Annotated in this window: 18 protein-coding genes and 1 other RNA gene; 12 read left to right on the forward strand and 7 right to left on the reverse strand. The window is 40.6% G+C overall.

The window, feature by feature from the left end:
- The first annotated feature begins 4 nt into the window (after positions 1–4).
- The 5 genes from I5349_RS07820 to fsa all read left to right on the forward strand — a co-directional run bounded on the left by I5349_RS07820 (position 5) and on the right by fsa (position 2797).
- Positions 5–412 carry a hypothetical protein gene (locus I5349_RS07820; protein WP_226390201.1) on the forward strand — a complete coding sequence of 136 codons (408 nt, stop codon included), beginning with the start codon at positions 5–7 and terminating at the stop codon, positions 410–412.
- A 134-nt stretch (positions 413–546) separates the two neighbouring features.
- Positions 547–1530 (forward strand): 6-phosphofructokinase, encoded by a 984-nt coding sequence (gene pfkA, locus I5349_RS07825; protein ID WP_226390202.1) that lies wholly within the window; start codon positions 547–549, stop codon positions 1528–1530.
- 89 nt (positions 1531–1619) lie between these two features.
- Positions 1620–1856 carry a hypothetical protein gene (locus I5349_RS07830; RefSeq protein WP_226390203.1) on the forward strand — a complete coding sequence of 79 codons (237 nt, stop codon included), beginning with the start codon at positions 1620–1622 and terminating at the stop codon, positions 1854–1856.
- Positions 1857–1943: 87 nt separating this feature from the next.
- Positions 1944–2042, forward strand: an RNA gene (ffs, locus tag I5349_RS07835) — signal recognition particle sRNA small type.
- A gap of 95 nt (positions 2043–2137) precedes the next feature.
- Positions 2138–2797: a fructose-6-phosphate aldolase gene (gene fsa / locus I5349_RS07840; RefSeq protein ID WP_226390204.1), complete on the forward strand. Its 660-nt coding sequence runs from the start codon at positions 2138–2140 to the stop codon at positions 2795–2797.
- 42 nt (positions 2798–2839) lie between these two features.
- Here the strand turns inward: fsa and I5349_RS07845 are convergent, their stop codons facing one another.
- Both I5349_RS07845 and I5349_RS07850 read right to left on the reverse strand, forming a co-directional pair.
- Positions 2840–3715, reverse strand: coding sequence for a DUF4249 domain-containing protein (locus I5349_RS07845; RefSeq protein ID WP_226390205.1), 876 nt, complete (start codon positions 3713–3715; stop codon positions 2840–2842).
- Between the two features lie 4 nt (positions 3716–3719).
- Positions 3720–6080, reverse strand: a complete 2361-nt coding sequence (locus I5349_RS07850) for a TonB-dependent receptor (protein ID WP_226390206.1) — start codon at positions 6078–6080, stop codon at positions 3720–3722.
- Positions 6081–6325: 245 nt separating this feature from the next.
- Between I5349_RS07850 and I5349_RS07855 the strand changes: the two genes are divergently transcribed.
- The 4 genes from I5349_RS07855 (at position 6326) to I5349_RS07870 (ending at position 9323) form a co-directional block, all read left to right on the forward strand.
- Positions 6326–6532 carry a fructose-6-phosphate aldolase gene (locus I5349_RS07855; RefSeq protein WP_226390207.1) on the forward strand — a complete coding sequence of 69 codons (207 nt, stop codon included), beginning with the start codon at positions 6326–6328 and terminating at the stop codon, positions 6530–6532.
- A 3-nt stretch (positions 6533–6535) separates the two neighbouring features.
- On the forward strand, positions 6536–7246 hold the full coding sequence (locus I5349_RS07860; protein ID WP_226390208.1) for a cell division ATP-binding protein FtsE: 711 nt from the start codon (positions 6536–6538) through the stop codon (positions 7244–7246).
- A gap of 35 nt (positions 7247–7281) precedes the next feature.
- On the forward strand, positions 7282–8763 hold the full coding sequence (locus I5349_RS07865) for a potassium/proton antiporter (protein ID WP_226390209.1): 1482 nt from the start codon (positions 7282–7284) through the stop codon (positions 8761–8763).
- 74 nt (positions 8764–8837) lie between these two features.
- On the forward strand, positions 8838–9323 hold the full coding sequence (locus I5349_RS07870; RefSeq protein ID WP_226390210.1) for a VOC family protein: 486 nt from the start codon (positions 8838–8840) through the stop codon (positions 9321–9323).
- Position 9324: 1 nt separating this feature from the next.
- On the opposite strand, the gene I5349_RS07875 is transcribed toward I5349_RS07870, so the two are convergent.
- Both I5349_RS07875 and I5349_RS07880 read right to left on the reverse strand, forming a co-directional pair.
- Complete coding sequence (locus I5349_RS07875) at positions 9325–10089, reverse strand: XRE family transcriptional regulator (protein ID WP_226390211.1); 765 nt, start codon at positions 10087–10089, stop codon at positions 9325–9327.
- A gap of 12 nt (positions 10090–10101) precedes the next feature.
- Positions 10102–10350: a hypothetical protein gene (locus I5349_RS07880; protein WP_226390212.1), complete on the reverse strand. Its 249-nt coding sequence runs from the start codon at positions 10348–10350 to the stop codon at positions 10102–10104.
- A 262-nt stretch (positions 10351–10612) separates the two neighbouring features.
- Between I5349_RS07880 and I5349_RS07885 the strand changes: the two genes are divergently transcribed.
- Positions 10613–13843 (forward strand): WD40/YVTN/BNR-like repeat-containing protein, encoded by a 3231-nt coding sequence (locus tag I5349_RS07885; protein WP_226390213.1) that lies wholly within the window; start codon positions 10613–10615, stop codon positions 13841–13843.
- An 89-nt stretch (positions 13844–13932) separates the two neighbouring features.
- Here I5349_RS07885 and I5349_RS07890 read toward each other — a convergent pair whose 3' ends face one another.
- Both I5349_RS07890 and I5349_RS07895 read right to left on the reverse strand, forming a co-directional pair.
- Complete coding sequence (locus tag I5349_RS07890) at positions 13933–14868, reverse strand: UDP-glucuronic acid decarboxylase family protein (protein ID WP_226390214.1); 936 nt, start codon at positions 14866–14868, stop codon at positions 13933–13935.
- Between the two features lie 35 nt (positions 14869–14903).
- Positions 14904–15437 carry an ArsR family transcriptional regulator gene (locus tag I5349_RS07895; protein ID WP_226390215.1) on the reverse strand — a complete coding sequence of 178 codons (534 nt, stop codon included), beginning with the start codon at positions 15435–15437 and terminating at the stop codon, positions 14904–14906.
- 249 nt (positions 15438–15686) lie between these two features.
- Between I5349_RS07895 and I5349_RS07900 the strand changes: the two genes are divergently transcribed.
- Positions 15687–16847, forward strand: coding sequence for a DUF4221 family protein (locus tag I5349_RS07900; RefSeq protein WP_226390216.1), 1161 nt, complete (start codon positions 15687–15689; stop codon positions 16845–16847).
- Between the two features lie 56 nt (positions 16848–16903).
- Here the strand turns inward: I5349_RS07900 and katG are convergent, their stop codons facing one another.
- Complete coding sequence (katG, locus tag I5349_RS07905; protein WP_226390217.1) at positions 16904–19141, reverse strand: catalase/peroxidase HPI; 2238 nt, start codon at positions 19139–19141, stop codon at positions 16904–16906.
- Positions 19142–19416: 275 nt separating this feature from the next.
- On the opposite strand from katG, the gene I5349_RS07910 reads away from it, so the two are divergent.
- The gene (locus I5349_RS07910; RefSeq protein WP_226390218.1) at positions 19417–21588 is read left to right on the forward strand and encodes a penicillin acylase family protein; all 2172 of its coding nucleotides are present in this window, start codon (positions 19417–19419) and stop codon (positions 21586–21588) included.
- Positions 21589–21769 lie beyond the last annotated feature (181 nt).

Consider the following 21769-nt stretch of genomic DNA (forward strand, 5'->3'; position numbering starts at 1 on the left):
ATATATGAAATACCAAATAGCAGGCTTTTTCAAAGACGGACTTTTGCTCAAATTCCAATGGATAGGATTTTTACTCATCGGCTTAGTGGCTAGGTTACTCATCTTTGCTTATGGACTAGAAGAATCCTACGCCAATAAGGTCTATGGCTATGTAGATGTCAATGCCATAGGTGTAGTATTGCTTTCGATATTAGTCTCCTACATTCGTTATAAGGTTTTCCCCAAAATAGGCTCCAAATTAAGCATCATTGCCTTTGTAGGCTATTTGATCACTTGTGTTTATTTGATGATATTAAGTGCAGAGGTCAATATGACGCTGTCTGTTTTATTCAAAACCTCTTTAGCACTCATCATCATATACATGTCGGCTATTTGGTTTAATAAAATCATGTACATGAAAGTGGAAGAATAGTGTCTAAATTTCGACATTTTAATCATTTAAATTTTTAAATATCTATCTTCGAGCTTTGAAAATCGCTTTTCACATAGCATTTACCACTAGGTGATAGTATTCAAGAGAAGAACCTATTAAACTATAAATAAACAATGGACAGCAACATCAAAAGAATTGGTGTGCTTACTTCTGGAGGAGATGCTCCTGGCATGAATGCCGCGATTCGTGCGGTAGTCAGAGCGGGAGTGTTTTATGAAAAGGAAGTTTACGGCATATCTAGAGGTTATGACGGCCTGATCAATGATGAAATCAAAAAACTAGAAGTCCGCTCAGTAGGCAATATCCTCGAAAGAGGTGGCACTTTCCTCAAGTCTGCTAGAAGCATGGACTTCAAAACTCCAGAAGGACGAAAAAAAGCCTACGAAAATCTCCAAAAAAGAGGAATAGACGCATTGGTAACGATCGGTGGTGATGGCACCTTTACTGGAGCTAATTTATTTTTTCAAGAGTACGGTATTAAAGTAATTGGTGTTCCTGGTACTATCGATAATGATCTAAGTGGTACTGACTATACGATTGGATTCGATACTGCATGCAATACCGCCATAGAAGCGATAGATAAGATCAGGGATACTGCTACATCTCACGATAGACTCTTTTTTATTGAAGTGATGGGAAGAGATGCAGGGTTTATTGCTGTGAATGCTGGAATAGGCAGTGGTGCGGTGGCTACACTCATTCCTGAAAGAGAGATGACTACCGAACAGCTCATCGCTCGACTCAACAAGGGCTTCAAAAACCGTAAACTATCCAATATCGTGATCGTAGCGGAAGGAGGCAAAAGCGGTGGCGCAATAGAGGTAGCTGATAAAGTCAGAGAACATTTTCCAAACTATGATATTAAAGTCACGATCCTAGGACACCTGCAACGTGGCGGGAAACCAAGCTCTTTTGATAGACTTCTCGCTAGTCGATTAGGCGTAGCAGCAGTAGAAGGGCTGATCAATGGGCACTCAGGAATGATGGCGGGTATCATCAATCAAAAAGTCGTCTACACTCCACTCGAAAGCGCCATCAATAACACTAAAGTAGTAGATGAAGAAGAGTTTAGGGTAGCGAAAATCTTATCAATTTGATCATTTCATTGGTTAGATTAGATGAAAGCCGAGCAATGCTGTTCGGCTTTTTATTTGGATTTTGTAAGTTTGATCATTAAGACTCATGTATGAAAAAAGAAATCATTCATCAATACTTCAAAAAAGAAATGGAGGAAATGAAAATCCTCGTTCAGATCAATCCTGAGAACTTTCGTGGACTTGAGATCATCGCGTATCCTGATGGACAGATGGAGCAAACTAAGCGTCAGTTTGAACCAGATATCTATGTAGATCTTGAGGCTGATGAGTTCGAAACCTGTAGCCCATTAGAATTTAACCTTTATCTAAAGGGCTTAGTAAAATAATTGCTTCTCAAAATGAAGCACTTAGTCTTTTCCTACTTTTGATTGCTAAATTCCTTTGGCAATCCGCTGCAATATCATTACTTTTGCATCGCAAGTCGGCACAACCAGCTCCTGCTGAACTCCCCCAGGTCCGGAAGGAAGCAAGGGTAAGTGGTCGTAGCGGTGTGATGTTCGGCTTGCACTTTTTTATCTCCCTCTGACAAATCCCCTTTTCTTCTTTTCAGCTAGCAAAATTTGGTAAGAAAATTTACCTTTGCGCAAACAAAACCCTACAAACCAACATGAAATTCTTCATAGATACTGCCAACCTAGCCGAGATCAAAGAAGCCTATGACCTAGGCGTATTAGATGGCGTCACTACCAACCCTTCACTCATGGCCAAAGAAGGCATCAGTGGAGATGCTGCCGTAAAAGCACATTATAAGGCAATATGTGATATCGTAGATGCCAATGTCAGCGCTGAGGTGATCGCCACAGACTTCGAAGGCATGATCAGAGAAGGTAAAGAACTAGCTAAAATCGATGATAAGATTGTAGTGAAAATCCCTATGATCAAAGATGGTGTGAAAGCTTTGAAATACTTTAGCAGTGAGGGTATCCGTACAAACTGTACACTCGTATTCTCTGCAGGTCAAGCACTTCTTGCAGCTAAGGCAGGAGCCTCTTATGTATCGCCATTTATTGGAAGACTAGATGATATCGCTTATGATGGTCTAGAACTCATCGAGCAGATCGTACATATCTACCATACTTACGCTTATGAGACAGAAGTATTAGCAGCCTCTGTGAGACACACGATGCACTTGATCAAATGCGCAGAGATCGGTGCAGATGTAGTTACTTGCCCGCTAAAAGTCATTACTGGTCTACTTGGTCATCCGCTGACAGACAAAGGTCTAGAGCAGTTTCTAGCAGATCACGCTAAAGTGAATAAAAAATAAGCATCAAAGAATTGAAAGCCCTTCCTAGCAGAAGGGCTTTTTTTATCTAGTCCTTACTTCAAAGTTTTCTGGGTCTATGGTGGCTTCTACCCTGACTATAGCAGCTGCATTGAAATAACCTAAAATCACAGGAGAATCACCAGAATTCTTTACGCTGAAATTACCTCTAGCATTTGCAGGCTGCGTCTCAAAAAAACCACCTTGACGGCTCAGCTGTTCAAAAACCAAACTCAAATAATCATAAAAGCCACTTGTGATAGACATCTGCTCTATCAAGACAGTGTCTCCTACTTCGAGAGGATCATCATTCATATTGATATTTCGAAGTTCATTTCCTCTAAAAAGCTCATCTGAAGTAAAGATAAAGCCATCCAAGCCTCCTATTCTTTGGCCATTGACACGCACTCTCCATCTGTAAAAATCATCTCGATTAGGATTATCTGTCATGTTCAAACTGAGATAATAGCCTTCTTCGCTAAAAATAGAATTGGATCGAAATTCCAAATTGACCTGATCGATAGCTGGCACAGGCCATATACGCTCCTGTGTAGAGATGATCGTTTGTCCTGCCAACTCTGCCAGAGGAAAATCATTAGGCAAGTCGATCTCCACATGATAGCGATTGATGAGATTTCCGCGAAAATTAACCTGATACTCTCCCACTACATCCGTATCGGTATAAAGCGCTACCAACTGATTATTTTGATAAAGGCGAATCTGGTCGGCTGTCACATGGCTGAAGTCATCTGTCTCAAAAAAAGGTCTCGATAAGCTAAGTTTAATGATATGCCTACCATCTCTATTATTGATTTCCCCCTCTACTACTAGGCTGGGAGGAGCTTCAGATAAGTCCAGTTCTATGACATCAGAACAGCTCAATAAAAGTAACAGAATGAATAAAAAAGCAATATTTCTCATCAGATCAAAACTTAAGATTGTAAGTAGCAGATGGGATGACAGTACCAAAAATCGAAAGTCTCACTGCCTCCAATTGTGATGGGTTTTGTTCGCTTGGTTGAAAAAATACTGAATAAGCATTTCTCCTCATATAAGCATTATACAAGCCAAAAGACCAAGAGCTTTCAAAACCCTTGCGTTGTCTCCTAGGTGTCAAATTAGCCGAAAGGTCTAGTCTATGATAAGCAGGAAGCCGATCACTATTTCTAGCTCCATAGATAGGTACTGTATTCCCTTCAAACTGAAAAGAGCCCGTTGGATATGTCACTGGTCGTCCAGTAGCTACTATAAAGCTCGCCCCAAAGTCCCACTTGTCATTTAGCGTGTACGTCAAGATCATGTCAAGCTCATGAGGTTTGTCAAAATTTGCACGGTACCAATTCCCATCATTGATTCCATCTGTCCTTCTCAGTGATCTTGAGTAAGTATAGCTCAGCTTTGAATAGAAATTTCCAAGGGATTTCTCACCTGCTATCTCCAAACCATAGGCTTCTCCTTCTCCTGATCTTAAGTCTGCTTCTAAATATTCATTGAAGAGTAAACTAGCTCCATCTACAAAATCGACTAGATTTTCATATTTCTTGTAAAATACCTCCGCTGAAACTGACCAATTTTTCTCTACAGGCTCTAAAAAGTATCCTAGTACAAACTGATCAACTTGCGCTGGTCTCAGATATTGATTGGATGGCTTCCAGATGTCCACAGGTGTCGCAGCTGCTGTATTCGAGATGAGTTGCGCGTACTGATAAAGTCTATTGTAACTTGCCTTTATGGCCGACTGATTCGCAAGCTGGTAATTAATAGCAATGCGAGGTTCTAGCCCGCTATAAGTCTGCATCGTCTGACCACGACTAAAGCTAAGCGTATCTACCACCGCTTGCCTATTTCTGTTTACAGGATCCTCATATACATAAGTACGCCCAGGCCCTACTAGACTGTACGCAGTCCATCTCAAGCCGTAGTTTAATGTCCACTTCTTTCCTATTTTTTGATCAAAATGAAAAAATAGGCTGTTTTCTCTTGTGATATCTTCTGGCAAAAGCAGCGCATTGAGTGAAGCATCAGCTGCTCCTGGTATGATCTCGCCTGGTGCATAGATATGAGCACTATAAGCATAGCCAAAATCCATCGTCAGCCCATTACGAGCAAACCAAGTAAAATCTGCTTTAAGCGTTTGCTGATTGATCTTACTGGTCCACTCAAAGCTATTAATATCATCATCAGAACCGATCGTATAATCGTAGCGACTATAGATTCCTGTGATATTGGCAAAAAGCTTAGGAGAAAAAATATGATTCCAGCGAAGTGTACCTGTACGGTTTCCCCATGCTGTTCTGAAAAGGTCTTGAAAAGCAAAGACGTCATTACCAAAATAGCCTGAAACATAGAGTCTATCTTTTTCTCCCAAGTCAAAGTTCACTTTGGCATTGAGGTCATAAAAGTAAAGTGTGTTATCTCGAATATCAGGATCAGCAGCCAAAGCCGTAAATACATCTAAATATGAACGCCTACCAGATATCATAAAAGAGCTTTTATCCTTTTGAATGGGCCCTTCTAATGTTAGCCTTGAGCTTATTAGACCTAGGCCACCATTTCCTGCAAATTCCTTTTTATTACCATCTTTCTGCCTTACGTCTAGTACTGAGGAAAGTCTTCCGCCATAGTTGGCCGGAATGCCGCCCTTGTAGAGTTTGAGGTCCTTGACAGCATCTGCATTAAACACAGAGAAAAAACCCAACAAATGTGATGAACTGTAGACAGGTGCTTCATCCAAAAGCACTAAGTTTTGATCGATATTTCCGCCTCTGACATTAAATCCTGTAGCACCTTCTCCTACTGTCGAAACACCAGGAAGTAACTGTATCGTTCTGATCACATCAACCTCCCCAAGTAGCTGAGGCAGTTTCTTGATTTGATCTACAGATAGTCGTTCAACGCTTATTTCGGCAGTCTTTACTTTACTTTCTTCTCTATCACTACTGACCACCACTTCTTCAAGACCTAGACCATCCATTTGTAACTCAAAATCCTTTCTCACATTGGACTTGATCTCAAGGCTATACTCTTGAGGAGCGTAGCCAAGGAATTGGACGATGATATCATAAGTGCCAGGAGGGAGATTCAGCACATAATATCCATAATTATTCGCCACCGCTCCAGTACTCGTTCCCTTGACAGATACTGTTGCTCCGATGAGTAGTTCCCCATTAGCCGCATCTTTGATATAGCCATTTAGACTCACATTTTTTTCCTGAGCATAAGTGATGATAGACAGCAGCATCACTATCATTACTGATAAGACTTTTTTGAGAAAGCGTTTAAACATAGGAAACAAAAAGTATACTGGTATCGACTAAAAATAGAGACAAATCTTTCATTTTAAAAAACTTCGAGATTTAAAGACAAACTAGCAAACTATACGCGCTTCTTTCGTATAAGTTTGATAAAAAGTAAAGCTATTTTAATAGCATATTGTTAGAATAAAGATGATAATTATGCTTGCCAATAGCCTATCTATGCCACCATATTTGTTATATTTGTCTAAATAGAATAATCTGAAAAGACCTTCGCATGTACATCATCAAAGTAAAAGGCAAAGCCAAAATACCCGATTACATACAGCTGCGAGATGAAAATTTCGTTTTGATCGCATATTTCAGAGCTGATCGTCCATTGAAAAATATGGATAAATATGGACTTGAAGGTAAGGAAGAGGCCTTTGAGAAATTGATAGCGGAACTTCCTTTCGGTAAATTACAAGCGTTAAACCTAGTATAATCGATGTTTTCAAACGAACCAGTAGTACGTGTCAAAGACGCCTGCATATTTCAAGAAACCAATACTATCCTAAGCGATCTCAATTTCGAGATTGAAAAAGGAGAATTTGTCTTCCTAATAGGTCGTACAGGAAGTGGAAAAAGCTCCCTACTCAAAACGCTTTATGCCGATCTACCGCTTCGCATGGGACACATCGACATCGCTGGTATCACGATCGAAAACATCAAGAATTCTGAAATTCCATTTCTAAGGAGAAAACTAGGTATTGTTTTCCAAGATTTCCAACTTTTCACAGATCGCTCAGTAGCAGAAAACTTACTTTTTGTGCTCAAAGCCACAGGATGGAAAGATAGCGGAAAGATGAAAAACCGACTGTCAGAAGTACTCATGCGCGTAGGGCTTGGTGCCATAGGCAACAAGATGCCTCACCAACTCTCAGGTGGTGAACAGCAGCGTGTGGTAGTCGCTAGGGCACTGCTCAATGAGCCAGTACTTCTACTAGCAGATGAGCCAACTGGAAACCTAGACCCTGAAGTAGCAGAAGGTATTTTCAAACTTTTTCAAGAGATCAATAAGAGTGGTACGACTGTTTTGATGGCTACTCACAACCACAATTTCCTTAAGCACCACCATCAATACAGGGTGTTAAAATGCGAAAAAACTAAATTGATTGACTCGAAGGAAACTCCGATCGATATCAATAGCGTATACTAAGTTTTAACAATGCTTTTCGTAAATAAACTGCGGAGATGAATATCACCATAGAGAACATATTGCTCATAGGATCCGTCTTACTCTTCCTAAGTATATTGGCTGGTAAGACTTCCTATAAGTTTGGAGTACCTACACTCGTACTCTTCTTGATGATCGGCATATTGGCTGGATCTGAAGGTATCGGAGGTATCGAATTTGATGACCCTAAGATCGCGCAGTTTATTGGTGTAGTATCGCTCAATTTCATCCTTTTCTCAGGTGGGCTAGATACCAACTGGTCATCTATCAAGCCTATACTTTGGCAGGGAATTAGCCTCTCGACTGTGGGTGTACTCCTGACGGCCGTCTGTTTGGGATTATTTGCTTGGCAGATTACAGATTTTACTATTTATGAGGGTTTACTGTTAGGAGCGATCGTATCCTCTACGGATGCTGCCGCAGTATTTTCCATCTTGAGATCTAAAAATCTTGGATTAAAAAGTAATCTGAGACCTACACTAGAGCTAGAAAGTGGAAGTAACGATCCTATGGCATATTTCCTGACTATTGCTTTTTTAGGTTTGGTCTTACAGCCTGAGCAAAGTGTTTGGATGGTAGTTCCACTCTTTCTTCAGCAGATCATCATAGGAGCTGTAGCAGGATTACTACTTGGCAAACTCACCAAACTGATTATCAATAAGATACTGTTAGATTTCGAAGGTCTCTATCCAGTTTTAGCCATTGCTATGATGTTTTTCGTCTTTTCCTTCACGGATTTTATTGGAGGAAATGGCTTTTTAGCTGTCTATCTCTGTGCGGTATACCTAGGTAATCAGGACTTAATCCATAAAAAAGCCATCATGAAGATGTTTGATGGTTTGGCTTGGCTGATGCAGATCGTACTATTCCTCACATTAGGACTACTTGTATATCCTAGCAACATATTACCAGTTTTGGGAATTGGAGTCTTGATTTCAGCCTTTTTGATCTTCGTAGCGAGACCTTTGAGTGTTTTTGTCGCGCTTTTACCTTTTAAAATGAAAATGCGTAGACGTTGGTATATCTCTTGGGTAGGACTTAGGGGTGCTGTACCAATTGTATTTGCAACCTACCCGCTCATCGCAGGTATAGATAAAGCGAGTATGATCTTCAATATTGTCTTTTTCGTCTCCCTCAGCTCAGTATTGATCCAAGGCACTACGCTATCTCTATTTGCCAAATGGCTACACGTAGCACTACCTGAAAAAGTCAAACCTAAGTCACCTGTAGACTTATTCTTAGCCGATGACGCCAAGTCTATCATCAGAGAGTTTAGCATAGCCCATAGCAATCCAATCATCAATAAAAGGATTGTAGATTTAGATTTTCCTAAAAAAGCCATCATTGCGATGATCAAAAGAGGAGACAAATTCATCACACCAAATGGTGCCACTACAATAGAGCCTGAAGACACTCTCATTGTCCTTAGTGAAGACGAAAATACATTAGAAGCAATCAACAAAAGTCTACACACCACATATGCAAGTACACCTGCTTAAAGCGTGTTTCATTAAAAATTCTTTTTTCAAATATGATTTTAATGTAGTTTAATGAAATACTAAAACAACTCGCCATGAAATACCTCGCACCTAAAAACACTAGAATTGGTCATGTGCATTTAAAAGTATCAAACTTAGATGTTGCACTTTCTTTTTATCATGACTTATTAGGTTTTGAGATAACTCAACGCTATGGAGATCAAGCTGTTTTCTTATCAGCTGGTGGATATCACCATCATATCGGCTTGAATACTTGGATGAGTAAAGATGCTCCAAAAGCAGCTAAAAGAGGTGTTGGACTTTTTCATACTGCTATATTGTATCCTGAAAGAAAAGACTTAGCAGCCATCCTACAACGACTATTAGACAAGGGCTATCCACTTACAGGAGCAAGTGATCATGGTGTGTCAGAAGCCCTCTATTTAGATGATCCTGATGGTAATGGGGTCGAACTCTATTGGGATAGACCTAGTTCAGAATGGCCAAAGGACGCTGCGGGTAATCTTCAAATGGTCACCGAACAGCTAGATGTAGAGGGCTTACTCGCTGAACTAGCATGAACTAACCTATTCGCGTGATTTCTTCTTGCAACTGATTGATGAGTGATTTGAGTTTGGGTAGATCCACCTCGACCTTTTCTTGCGGATCTGGAAAATCTAAAGAGATATAAGCGACAGCTTCCCAGATCTCTAATATCTCTTCTCCTGTGACTTGATAAGGCTGATATGTCGTATTATCCGACACTAAAAATAACTTCCCATTCTCTTTGAGATAATTAAATACTCTTTTGTAAACCACACCTTCTTGCGCTGTGACGAGGATGTAAGTTTTACTATTTTTGATTTGCTCTGCCCCTTCTACGTATCGCCCTATCACAATAGTCCCAGGACGAAGCGGCAGCATAGAGTCTCCTTTGATCTCAAAGGCTCTGAAAGTGCCATTTTGTAACATAGGCAACTGAAACTTAGGCAAGTTTTCGATATACTCAGGATCTGAAAAACCATTAAGATATCCTGCAGAAGCCTTTTGAGGCACCAATTCTATATTTTCTCTTTCTTGTCGATCTACTGTGATCGCTAGCACTTTAGGGGAATTGCCGACTGAGCCTTTAGGAGTACTTGTTGAACTAGATCGACCTAGTAGCTCATCGATGCTTTTACCAAAAAAGACACTGATCGTCAGTAAGTTTTGCAACCTAGGCTCTGCCCTACCTTCTTCATAGGCTGCCAAAAGCGAACGCTTAATACCCAGTTCGGCAGCTAACTGTTCTTGTGTCAGCCCTTGCTGCTTTCTTAAAGATTTGATGTGTTCACTTAGTACACTCATGCTGGCATTTTTTTAAGCTTCAAATAAAAGAAAATTGTGATCGTCCTTCCATCTCTGTGTCAAAGATAGGTGCTTAAAGATAGATAAGTTATCTCTTTTCGCTGCTATTCTCTCCTTGATCTCATCGATCACATCACTCAATTTACGATTGGGTTCTACCAATACATAACCATATGTTTTCTTTTGACCATCCATCGTGAACTTCACTTGACACTTACCTGAAGGTAGTTTTTTGGTCTCAATTTTCATTTTATTTTCCATCTGATTGCTAATTTTATTACTATTTACCTGACAAATATAAAGCTTAATTTGCCAATAAAAATAGTTTTGCTAAATATTATAGCAATTATCGAGACAATTAATGTCAATAATAGAAATACTTATGAAAATTTGAACGCATGATGATCAGAACTATTAGCAATTGCCATTCAACACGTAAAAAGGGGATCAATCAAAATTTTATAGTCGATCAAACGAGAATAGCTTATCTTTCTTTTCAGATATAATCAAACAATCCAACCTTATGAAAAACAAACTTTTACAAACATTCAGGTGCCACTCCAAAGGCATGGGCTTGTTGTTGATGAGCTTGCTTATCGGAGGAGGTCTATCCGCTCAAAAGCTAGATACTGATCGCCTATCTGTGATGAAAGCTCGAAATATAGGTCCAGCTGGTATGAGTGGTCGTATCACGGCCATCGATGCTGTAGTCGCTGACCCAAATATCATCTATGCAGGTGCAGCCTCAGGTGGTGTATGGAAGACAACTAGTGGAGGTGTCAAGTGGGAACCGATCTTCGATGCTAATGAAACAATCAACATCGGAGCAATCGCTATCCAGCAAAATAATCCAGACGTAGTCTGGGTAGGTACTGGAGAAGGTAATCCTCGAAACTCACTCAACAACGGTGAAGGTATCTATAAAAGTCTCGATGGCGGTAAGACTTGGAAGCTAATGGGTTTGGAAAAAACCAGCAATATCCACCGTATCATCGTACACAGAGACAATCCAGACATCGTCTATGTAGCTGCAATCGGTAACCCTTGGAGCGAGCACCCAGAGCGAGGAGTATATCGTACAAAAGATGGTGGTAAGACTTGGGAAAAGATCCTTTATACAAATGATCTTAGCGGAGCTGCTGACATGGTAGTAGATCCGAGCAATCCTAATAAGCTGTTTGTAGCCATGTGGGAACACAAGCGTTGGCCTTGGTTTTTCAAATCAGGAGGAGAAGGTTCTGGCTTATATGTGACCTTAGACGGTGGTGATACTTGGACTAAAAAAACTGATGCAGACGGACTCCCTAAAGGTGAGATCGGGAGAATCGGTCTAGCCGTAGCTCCAAGCAATCCTGACCGTGTGTATGCACTCGTAGAATCTACTAAAAATGCACTTTATCGCTCTGACGATGGTGGTGTGAAATGGACAGTAGTCAATGATGACAATGGTATCGCCAATCGTCCTTTCTACTATGCTGACATCTTTGTAGATAGTAAAGACCCAAATAGAATTTATAATATTTTCTCCATGGTCTCTATGTCAGAAGATGGCGGTAAAACTTTCAATACGATCATCCCTTACTCAGGAGTCCACCCAGATCACCATGCGTGGTGGATTCACCCAGAAAATCCAAACTTGATCATAGAAGGTAATGATGGAGGACTCAACATTTCTTATGATAGAGCAAAGACTTGGAGATTTGTAGAAAATATCCCAGTAGCACAACTCTATCACGTCAATGTAGACAATGAGTTTCCTTACAATGTCTATGGCGGTATGCAAGACAATGGCTCTTGGAGAGGTCCAGGCTATGTCTTGAGAGCTGGTGGTATCATCAATGCTTACTGGGATGAACTGATGTTTGGAGACGGCTTTGATGTTGTCCCAGATCCAGAAAACGCTAGATACGGCTATGCCATGTCTCAGGGTGGTAATGTCGGTAGATTTGACTATGAGACAGGTAATACTAAAACTATCAAGCCTACTCATCCAGATATCGATGTGAGACTCCGCTTCAACTGGAACGCAGCTATTGCACAAAATCCGCATGACCCTAAGTCTATCTACTATGGTAGCCAATACCTACACAAGAGTAATGATAAAGGGACAACTTGGGAAGTGATCTCTCCAGATCTATCGACCAATGATCCTGAGAAACAAAAGCAATACATGAGTGGTGGCTTGACTATAGATGCTACTGGAGCAGAAAACCACTGTACCATTATCGCTATCGCACCTAGCCCACTAGATCAGCAAGTGATCTGGGTAGGTACAGATGATGGACAAGTACAAGTCACTAGAGATGGTGGCAAGACTTGGACTAATACTTCAGGAAAAATCACTGGCATGCCTAAAGGTAGCTGGGTACCTCAGATCCAAGCTTCACGCTTCACAGCAGGAGAAGCTTTAGTAGTAGTCAACGACTATAGAAGAGGTAACATGGAACCTATGGTTTTCCGTACCAAAGACTTTGGTAATACTTGGGAGCGCATCGTCACTAGCAGCCAAGTGAAAGGCTATGCATTGAGTGTTTTACAAGACTTAGAAGAACCGAACTTGCTTTTCCTAGGTACTGAAAATGGACTATGGGTGAGTATAGATGCAGGTAAAAACTGGACAGCTTGGAAGCATGGATTCCCTCCAGTATCTACTATGGACATGACTATCCAACCAAGAGAGCATGACCTTGTCATCGCTACTTTTGGACGTTCATTCTTTGTCCTTGATGATATCAGACCTTTGAGAGAAATCGCCAAGACTGGTGGTAAAGCGCTTGACAATATCCTAACTGTCTATCAAGCCAATCCAGCTTATATGATCCAAGGCTATAAACAAGCTGCAGGAATGAGATTTGGCGCAGATGGAACCTACTCGGGTGAGAATAAAAACCTTCGTGGAGCCACTATCCGCTACTCTGTAAATCCTCCTAAGGCTACAGAAGCAGCTACTTCAGCCACATCGGCTAAAGGCAAAAAAGCAACACCTGCTGCCCCAGCAGCTCCTAAAGCTACTGTGAAGTATGACACGCTTTATACGCATATCTTTGATGCTTCAGGTAAGAATATCAGAACTCTCAAGACAGTTCCTAAAGAAGCTGGACTTGCAGAAGTGAACTGGGGACTAGACGAGCGTAGCACATCTACCAGTGCTCGCGGTGGTCGTGGTGGTGAACCTGGCGGAAATTCAGTCATGCCAGGCACTTACAAAGCTGTCATGATGTATGGAGATCAAAAAGACTCTACGATGATACAGGTCATGCTTGACCCACGTGTAGAATATGGTGCAGAAGTGATCAAGGCTAAAAATGAGTTGTATGACAGACTCGCTAAGTCTACAGAAACACTCGCTGATATCAATACGCAAATCAGAGAAGCGCAAGAGATGATCACTAAAGTGAATACGCTGACCAAAGATCTCAAAACAGACGAAGCTAAAGCACTTGCTAAAGCAGCTAAAGAGATCGAAAAAGAGCTTACCGAACTCAATGAATCGATCAATGGTGCTAGAAGAGGTGGTGGTCAAGGACTCGTTAGAGCTCCTGAGTTGACTGTAGGTAATAAAGTCGGAGAAGCTAGACGCTATATCGGATCTATGCAACAAGCTACTCCTACTCAGACTGAGCTAACACTGATCGAGCATGCTGAGCAAATGGTCGCTGATGCCAAAGCCAAAGTAGATGCATTCTTTGCAGACAAATGGCCTGCTTTCAAAAGCCAAGCAGCAAAAGCAGACTTTAATCCTTTTAAAGACTAATTGTCAAAAATCTATATAAATCAAAAGGCAGTGTCGTTGACACTGCCTTTTTTATGAGCGATAAGATAAACTTTGATTATGAACAGCGACTATGATAGCTGTGTTCTGAAGTAAGCAATCGTTCTATCAAGTCCTTCTTCTAGGGCGATCTTTGGCTGCCAGTTAAGATGTTCTTTGGCCATATCTATAATTGGCTTACGCTGTAGTGGATCATCCTGAGGCAGTGGTTTGAAGACTAAATTACTCTTGCTCTTGGTCATTTTGATGATCAGTTCAGCTAATTGCAACATCGTAAACTCTGTAGGATTCCCGATATTCACTGGGCCTGTAAAATCTGGACCACTATTCATCAGGCGGTACATCCCATCTATCAGGTCATCCACATAGCAAAAGCTCCTTGTCTGCATACCATCTCCATAAATAGTAATATCCTCATGGCGCAATGCCTGCATGATAAAATTACTCACTACTCTCCCATCCTCTGGATGCATGCGTGGGCCATAAGTATTGAAGATACGCATGACCTTGATCTCCAACTGATGCTGTCTATGATAGTCAAAAAATAAAGTTTCTGCACAGCGTTTTCCCTCATCATAGCAGGCACGTGGACCAGTAGTGCTTACATTGCCACGGTAAGACTCAGGCTGAGGATGCACCTCAGGATCTCCATACACCTCAGAAGTACTCGCTTGTAGAATTCTAATCTTAAGACGCTTTGCTAGACCGAGCATATTAATGGCTCCTACTACGCTTGTTTTGGTGGTCTGTACTGGATCAAACTGATAGTGAATAGGACTTGCAGGACAAGCCAAGTTATAGATCTCATCTACCTCCACATAAAGTGGAAAGGTGATATCATGCCTAAGCAACTCAAAATTGCGATGATCCATCAAGTGATGAATGTTTTGCCTTCTTCCTGTAAAGAAATTATCCACACAAAGTACCTCATGACCTGCTGCTATGAGCTTGTCACAAAGATGACTTCCTAGAAATCCCCCACCTCCTGTGACGAGTATTCTTTTCATATATTCAATATTAATCTTGTAGTCCTATAGATACTCTAAACTTTGTCATAAAGCACGATGCCTTGATCCAAGCATAATTCTACTTGTCTCTCAGCTAGTTCATGCTCAGTCAAGATATGCGTACTCACTTTTCGCTGAATGATTTGCTCTGCCTTCTTGACCAATCCTTCCAAATACACTTGATCTATGCGTCCAACCAACACTAACTCTATAACACCACTATCTCTTCCTTTGGCATAATCACCTATGATCACTGCATAGTGCAAATCGCCAATCTTACTGATGATTTGCTCAATGAGACTGTCTATACCCATGTATTTGGATACAATCTTGGAGATCTCTGGAAATAGTGGATGCGATTGATTGGCAGTATAGACGATAGTATTTCCACTGGGTTTGCTCGAAAGAAACTCGGCTTCTGAGAGTCTATTGAGCTCTACTCGTACAGCATTGGTAGATTCTCCAAACTCCTCCGCAAGACTTCTCAAGTAACTCTTTGTCTGAGGGTTACTAAAAAACTTAAGCAAAAGCTTTAGTCTTGTTTTGGAAGTGATCAGTGACTCTAACATGTTTAAAAAGTGAGTAACAAAATTACTCGAATAATGAGATTATCAAAATTTTTATAAAAAATATATACCCAAAGCTATCATTGAATCTCCCCTACTTACATCAATAAAAGTTGATTTAAACTGTTATAAGCCAATATTTAATATTATTTAACTTAACCTGTATAAAATTAAATTTATCAAAGCTTTTCATTTCCCAAATCAAATGATATGTTTAAATAAAAATAAGCATTTAAACCCAACCTTACCACTATGAGAAAACATATACTTTTACTTCCCATACTAGCACTTTTTGGAGCTTGCAGTACTAGTAATATTCAAGAAGGCCCGCTCGATAAGCTAAGCATCCAACTAGACACAGTGATGATCGATACGGGTGATGATATTATAGACCTTAGAAGCAACTTATATAATGCCCAATTATCTGAAGATAATAGATATCTATACAATTTGATATCATATGGCGATCCAAGTTTGGAAATCATTGATTTAGATGAGCTCAAATTAGTTAGAAGCTCCCCTCTTGAAAAAGATGGGCCAAATGGAATTCCCCAATATTTGAATAAGTTTTATGTGACAAATACAGGGGATTTATTACTCTTAGATTATAGATTCTATAAAGTTTTCAACTTAGACGGAAAAGTCATTAATGACTTAGCTCTTGAAAAAATCGCACCTGAATTGCTCAACGGCTTTGATAACTACCCTAATGCTCTAATAGATTACCCAAACAACCCAAATAAAAAAATACTAATGATAAATAATTGGCAATCAATGAAATATACATTATTGCAATTTGATTTAACTACTAAATCTTTTCAAGAAATCTCTCTTAATGGACTAGATAAACTAAACGACTATCGTACCAAGATCATGATAAATGGAATGGATGCTGGAGGAATGGGGTCAAGAGCAATAGCATCCTACGGAGCAGAAAAAATAGTAATCAGTAATGATGCTTTCAATGAAATTCAAATCTATGATATGTCAAAAGACACGCTTTATATTAAAGATCTTACAACAACCCTATTAGGAAGTAAGAGAAGTTTCATTCCTCCTAAAGAAATTGAAAGAGATGCAAAATTAATGAATGAGTTAATAAAATCTGTGGATGAAGATCTTAAATATGGTAAGTTTATTTGGGATGCAGCTTCAAAAAACTTTTTCAGATTTTCTAGTAAAGAAAACTTCAATGGTGAGCAAAATGAAAATGGTCGATTTATCTCAACAAGTGCAGACGTTTACCTCAGCATCTTTGATGAGGATTTCAATTTATTAGCAGAAGCGCTCATCCCAGAGTTGAATAAAGCTCCTAGCTTACATTTCATCAAGGACGGAAAGATCTGGCTCTTTGAAAACATGAATGATGAAGTGGCTTTTATAAGAATTGATTTGAGTGAAAATAAGCTCTAAATAAAAAAGGATGGTCTGCAAAGACCATCCTTTATTTTCACGCTATTAATTGATTATTATTTCTGTAAATCAAATCTGTCTAGATTCATCACCTTGTCCCAAGCTGCTACAAAGTCTTTCACAAACTTCTCAGCAGAATCAGACTGTGCATAAACCTCCGAGATCGCTCTCAGTTGTGAGTTGCTACCAAATACAAGGTCTACTCTAGTACCAGTCCATTTCACTTCACCAGTCTTACGATCACGACCCTCGAACACATCCATTTCTGAATGTGATGGAGACCATACCGTATTGATATCTGTCAAGTTTATGAAGAAATCATTTGTCAGCTTACCAGGAGTCTTAGTGAACACGCCATGTTTAGCCCCTTTATAGTTAGCATTCAATACACGCATACCACCAACAAGAACTGTCATCTCAGGAGCACTCAATTTGAGTAGTTGCGCCTTGTCGATCAACATTTCCTCATCAGGTACACTGAAAGCTGTTCTTCTGTAGTTTCTGAAACCATCTGCTTCAGGCTTGAGCGGATCAAATGACTCAGCATCTGTCAACTCTTGAGTAGTATCTGTACGACCTGGAGTGAAAGGAACCTCTATATGGTGACCAGCTGCCTTAGCTGCTTCCTCGATGGCTACACAGCCACCTAATACGATCAAATCAGCTACTGATACACGTTTCTTACCAGTTTGTGCATCATTAAACTTCTTCTGAACTCCTTCTAGTGCAGTTAACACTTTATTGAGTTGCTCAGGCTGATTAGCCTCCCAGTATCTCTGTGGAGAAAGTCTGATACGTGCACCATTAGCACCACCCCTTAAGTCAGATCCACGGAAAGTAGAAGCTGATGACCAAGCAGTATATACTAACTCTGAAGTAGATAAGCCTGTAGCTAAGATCGCAGCTTTCAAAGCTTTGATGTCTTCTTTATTGATCACCTCAAAATCAACTGCAGGGATCGGATCTTGCCAGATCAAATCTTCAGCTGGTACTTCAGGACCTAGGTATCTACTCTTTGGCCCCATATCTCTATGAGTCAATTTGAACCAAGCACGAGCAAAGGCATCTGCAAACTCTTCAGGATTTTTATGAAAATGCTCTGAGATCTTACGATAAGCTGGATCTTCTCTCATAGCCATGTCAGCAGTAGACATCATGATGCCAACTTTGATATTGCTATCCTCAGCATCTGGTGCCATATCCTTGTCTTTGAGGTTCTTCGGTACCCACTGGTGTGCACCTGCTGGGCTTTTAGATAGCTCCCACTCATAGCCAAATAACATATCAAAGTAGCTCATATCCCACTTCGTAGGAGTCGGAGTCCAAGCACCTTCTAGACCACTCGTGATGGTATCACGTCCTTTTCCACTTTTGAATGAACTCTTCCATCCAAATCCCATCTCTTCGATAGGTGCTGCTTCTGGCTCAGGACCTACATGTGCTGTATCACCTGCACCGTGCGTCTTACCAAATGTATGTCCCCCAGCAGTCAAAGCCACCGTTTCGTAGTCATTCATAGCCATACGAGCAAATGTCTCTCTGATATCTCTCGCAGAAGCTAGTGGATCTGGATTACCATCTGGTCCTTCTGGATTGACATAGATCAGACCCATCTGAACAGCAGCAAGTGGATGCTCTAGGTTTCTATCACCAGAGTAGCGTTTATTGCCCAACCAAGTGTCCTCAGCTCCCCAATAAATATCCTCTTCTGGTTGGAAAATGTCTTCACGACCACCACCAAAACCAAAAGTCTTAAAGCCCATAGACTCCAAGGCCACGTTACCAGTCAAAATGAAAAGGTCAGCCCAAGAAAGCTTATTACCATACTTTTGCTTTACTGGCCAAAGCAGTCTTCTTGCTTTATCCAAGTTACCATTATCAGGCCAGCTGTTAAGCGGAGCAAAACGCTGATTTCCTGTGGATCCCCCACCTCTACCATCGCTAGTACGATAAGTACCAGCAGCGTGCCATGTCATACGAATCATGAATGGACCATAGTGACCGTAGTCTGCTGGCCACCAATCTTGAGAAGTAGTCAATATCTCTTCAATGTCCGCCTTGACAGCTTTCAGATCTAGTTTCTTAAATTCTTCAGCATAGTTGAAATCGTATCCAAGTGGATTCGACTTAGGTGCATGCTGATGCAAGATATTAAGATTGAGTTGGTTTGGCCACCAATCTCTGTTCTGTGTCCCTCTATTACCCATCTTAGTATTGGAGCCGTGCATCACCGGGCACTTCCCTTCACTATTGACGTTGTAGGACGTTTTGCTGTTGTGATTGTTGTCTTCCATTGATTATGTATGTTTTTGATTTATGCTAAATAGATGTTCGAAGTTACCAAAAAAGATTTTTAATATGATTATAATTCTCATTGATAAAAACTATGAGACTTATCGAAATTCACAAACATTGAATCTACCTATACCTAACTGCTTATCTACTTTGATGGTTTCACAAAAAAGTCCAAAAGCCCACTTATCACACCAAGTCTCTAAGCCACAGATTAAAACTTTTATATTTAGCTCCTTTTACTAATTTAGCTTCACTTTAAACCCAACTATATACTATGAAAAAATTTACTTGGCTATTCTTATTCATCACAAGTTTACTGATCTCCTGTGCTGCTCCTACCCCTGAACAGTCCTGGGAGGCATATGCAGATCAAGTGACTATCATGCGAGATCAGTGGGGCATCCCACACATTTATGGTAAGACTGATGCTGATGCTGTATTTGGTATGATCTACGCCCAGTGTGAGGACGACTTCAACCGCGTAGAAGTCAACTATATCAATGCACTTGGTCGCATGGCTGAAGTAGCAGGTGAAGATTACATTTTCACTGACTTCAGGATGAAACTTTATATCAATGAAGATGAACTTAAAAAGGAATACGCTAACAGCGCCCCTTGGCTCAAAGAGCTCATGGACGCTTGGGCTGCAGGCATTAATTATTACCTACTTAAGCATCCTGAGGTAAAACCAAAGCTAATCACACAGTTCGAACCTTATATGGCACTGGCATTTATCGAAGGTAGTATCGGTGGCGATATAGAGACCATCTCTACAAATGGACTAAAAGCTTTCTATGAAGAAAACTTCATGGCTTACACAGAAAACCCTGTGCAAGACTGGGAAGAAGAGCCAAAAGGATCAAATGGTTTTGCCATAGCTCCTGAACTCACCCAGAATGGCCATGCGCTACTAATGATCAATCCGCATACCTCATTTTACTTTAGACCAGAGATGCATGTGGTTAGTGAAGAAGGCTTAAATGCATATGGCGCAGTGACTTGGGGACAGTTTTTTATCTATCAAGGCTTCAATGAAAACAATGGCTGGATGCATACTTCTGCTAAAGCAGATGCTATCGATCACTTTGCCCTAACAGTAGAGAAAAGAGACAATGGCTACTTCTACAAATTCGGAGAAGAATGGAGACCTCTAACAGAAAAAGTCATATCAATACCATACAAATCTGGAGATGAAACGCTCACTAAAAATATTACAGCTTACTACAGTCATCATGGTCCAGTGATCAGAAAAGAGGGAGATAAATGGATCGCCATCTCCCTTATGGTAGAACATGAGAAAGCACTCACACAGTCATATCAGCGAACTAAGACGACCAATCATGCGGAGTTTAAGGAAAACATGAACCTCAAAACCAACTCCTCTAATAGCACTGTCTATGCAGATAAAAATGGTACTATTGCATACTATCATGGTAATTTTGTCCCTGTGAGAGATCCGCAGTTTGACTGGAGAAATGTAGTAGATGGTAGCGATCCTAGAACTGACTGGCAAGGGCTGCATGAAGTCGAAGAGATGATCTACATCGAAAATCCTTCAAATGGCTGGATACAAAACTGCAACTCTACCCCTTTTACCGCAGCAGGTCCTAACAGCCCAGATCCTGCCAACTACCCTCCGTACGTAGCGTGGGATGTAGAAAATGCACGTGGACTCAACGCTGTCAGAATATTGACTGATAAAAAAGATTTGACCTTAGAAACTTTGATCTCAGAAGTAGCTTATGAACCTACTTTGATGGCTTTCAAACCACTCATACCTGCACTCGTAGCAGCCTATCAAAGAATGCCTAATGGTAAGCGCAAAGATACTCTCAAAGGCCCCATAGACACTCTTGCTAACTGGGATCTTAAGACAGGTGCAGCCTCAGTGGGCACTTCTTTGGCAGTATTTTATGGCAATCAACTCCTCAGTGCTTCCAGAAGCTTGGAACGAGAGTGGAACACCTACATATTTGATTTCCTTGCCGCCAATGCCAGTGATGAAATGATGCTAGGCTCATTAGAAAAAGCTATCGAAAGGTTAAACGAAGATTTTGGTACTTGGGACATCGCATGGGGTGAGATTAATCGTTTCCAAAGACTAACAGGTGAAATACAAGCTACTTATGATGATGAAAAGCCAAGCATCCCAGTAGGCTACAACTCCTCTATGTGGGGATCACTAGCAGCTTATGGCAGTAGAGCCTATCCAAATACCAAGAAGTGGTATGGAAATGTGGGCAATAGTTTCGTAGCAGCTGTGGAGTTTGGGGATAAAGTAAGGGCAAAATCTCTCCTCGCTGGTGGACAAAGTGGTGATCCTAACTCACCTCACTTTACAGACCAAGCAGAGATGTATAGCAGAGGTGAGTTCAAAGATGTTTATTACTATAAAGAAGACGTCACAGCCCACGCAAAGGAGACTTATCAGCCAGGGAAAAGATAACATATTGCCTGTTTAGGTAATTTACAGAGCCCAGTTACCTTTTTAGTTAGCTGGGCTTTTTCTATGGAAACCACAAACACTAAGGCCTCTAAATGAATTCTTCCTAAAGAGATATCAAGAAGCTTTTTAAAGCACTGTCATTTTGTCCGATTTATCTTTAACTTTGCGCTAGAATAAAAGC

The organism is Penaeicola halotolerans, assembly GCF_016464625.1.
Classification (GTDB): Bacteria; Bacteroidota; Bacteroidia; order Cytophagales; family Cyclobacteriaceae; genus Penaeicola; species Penaeicola halotolerans.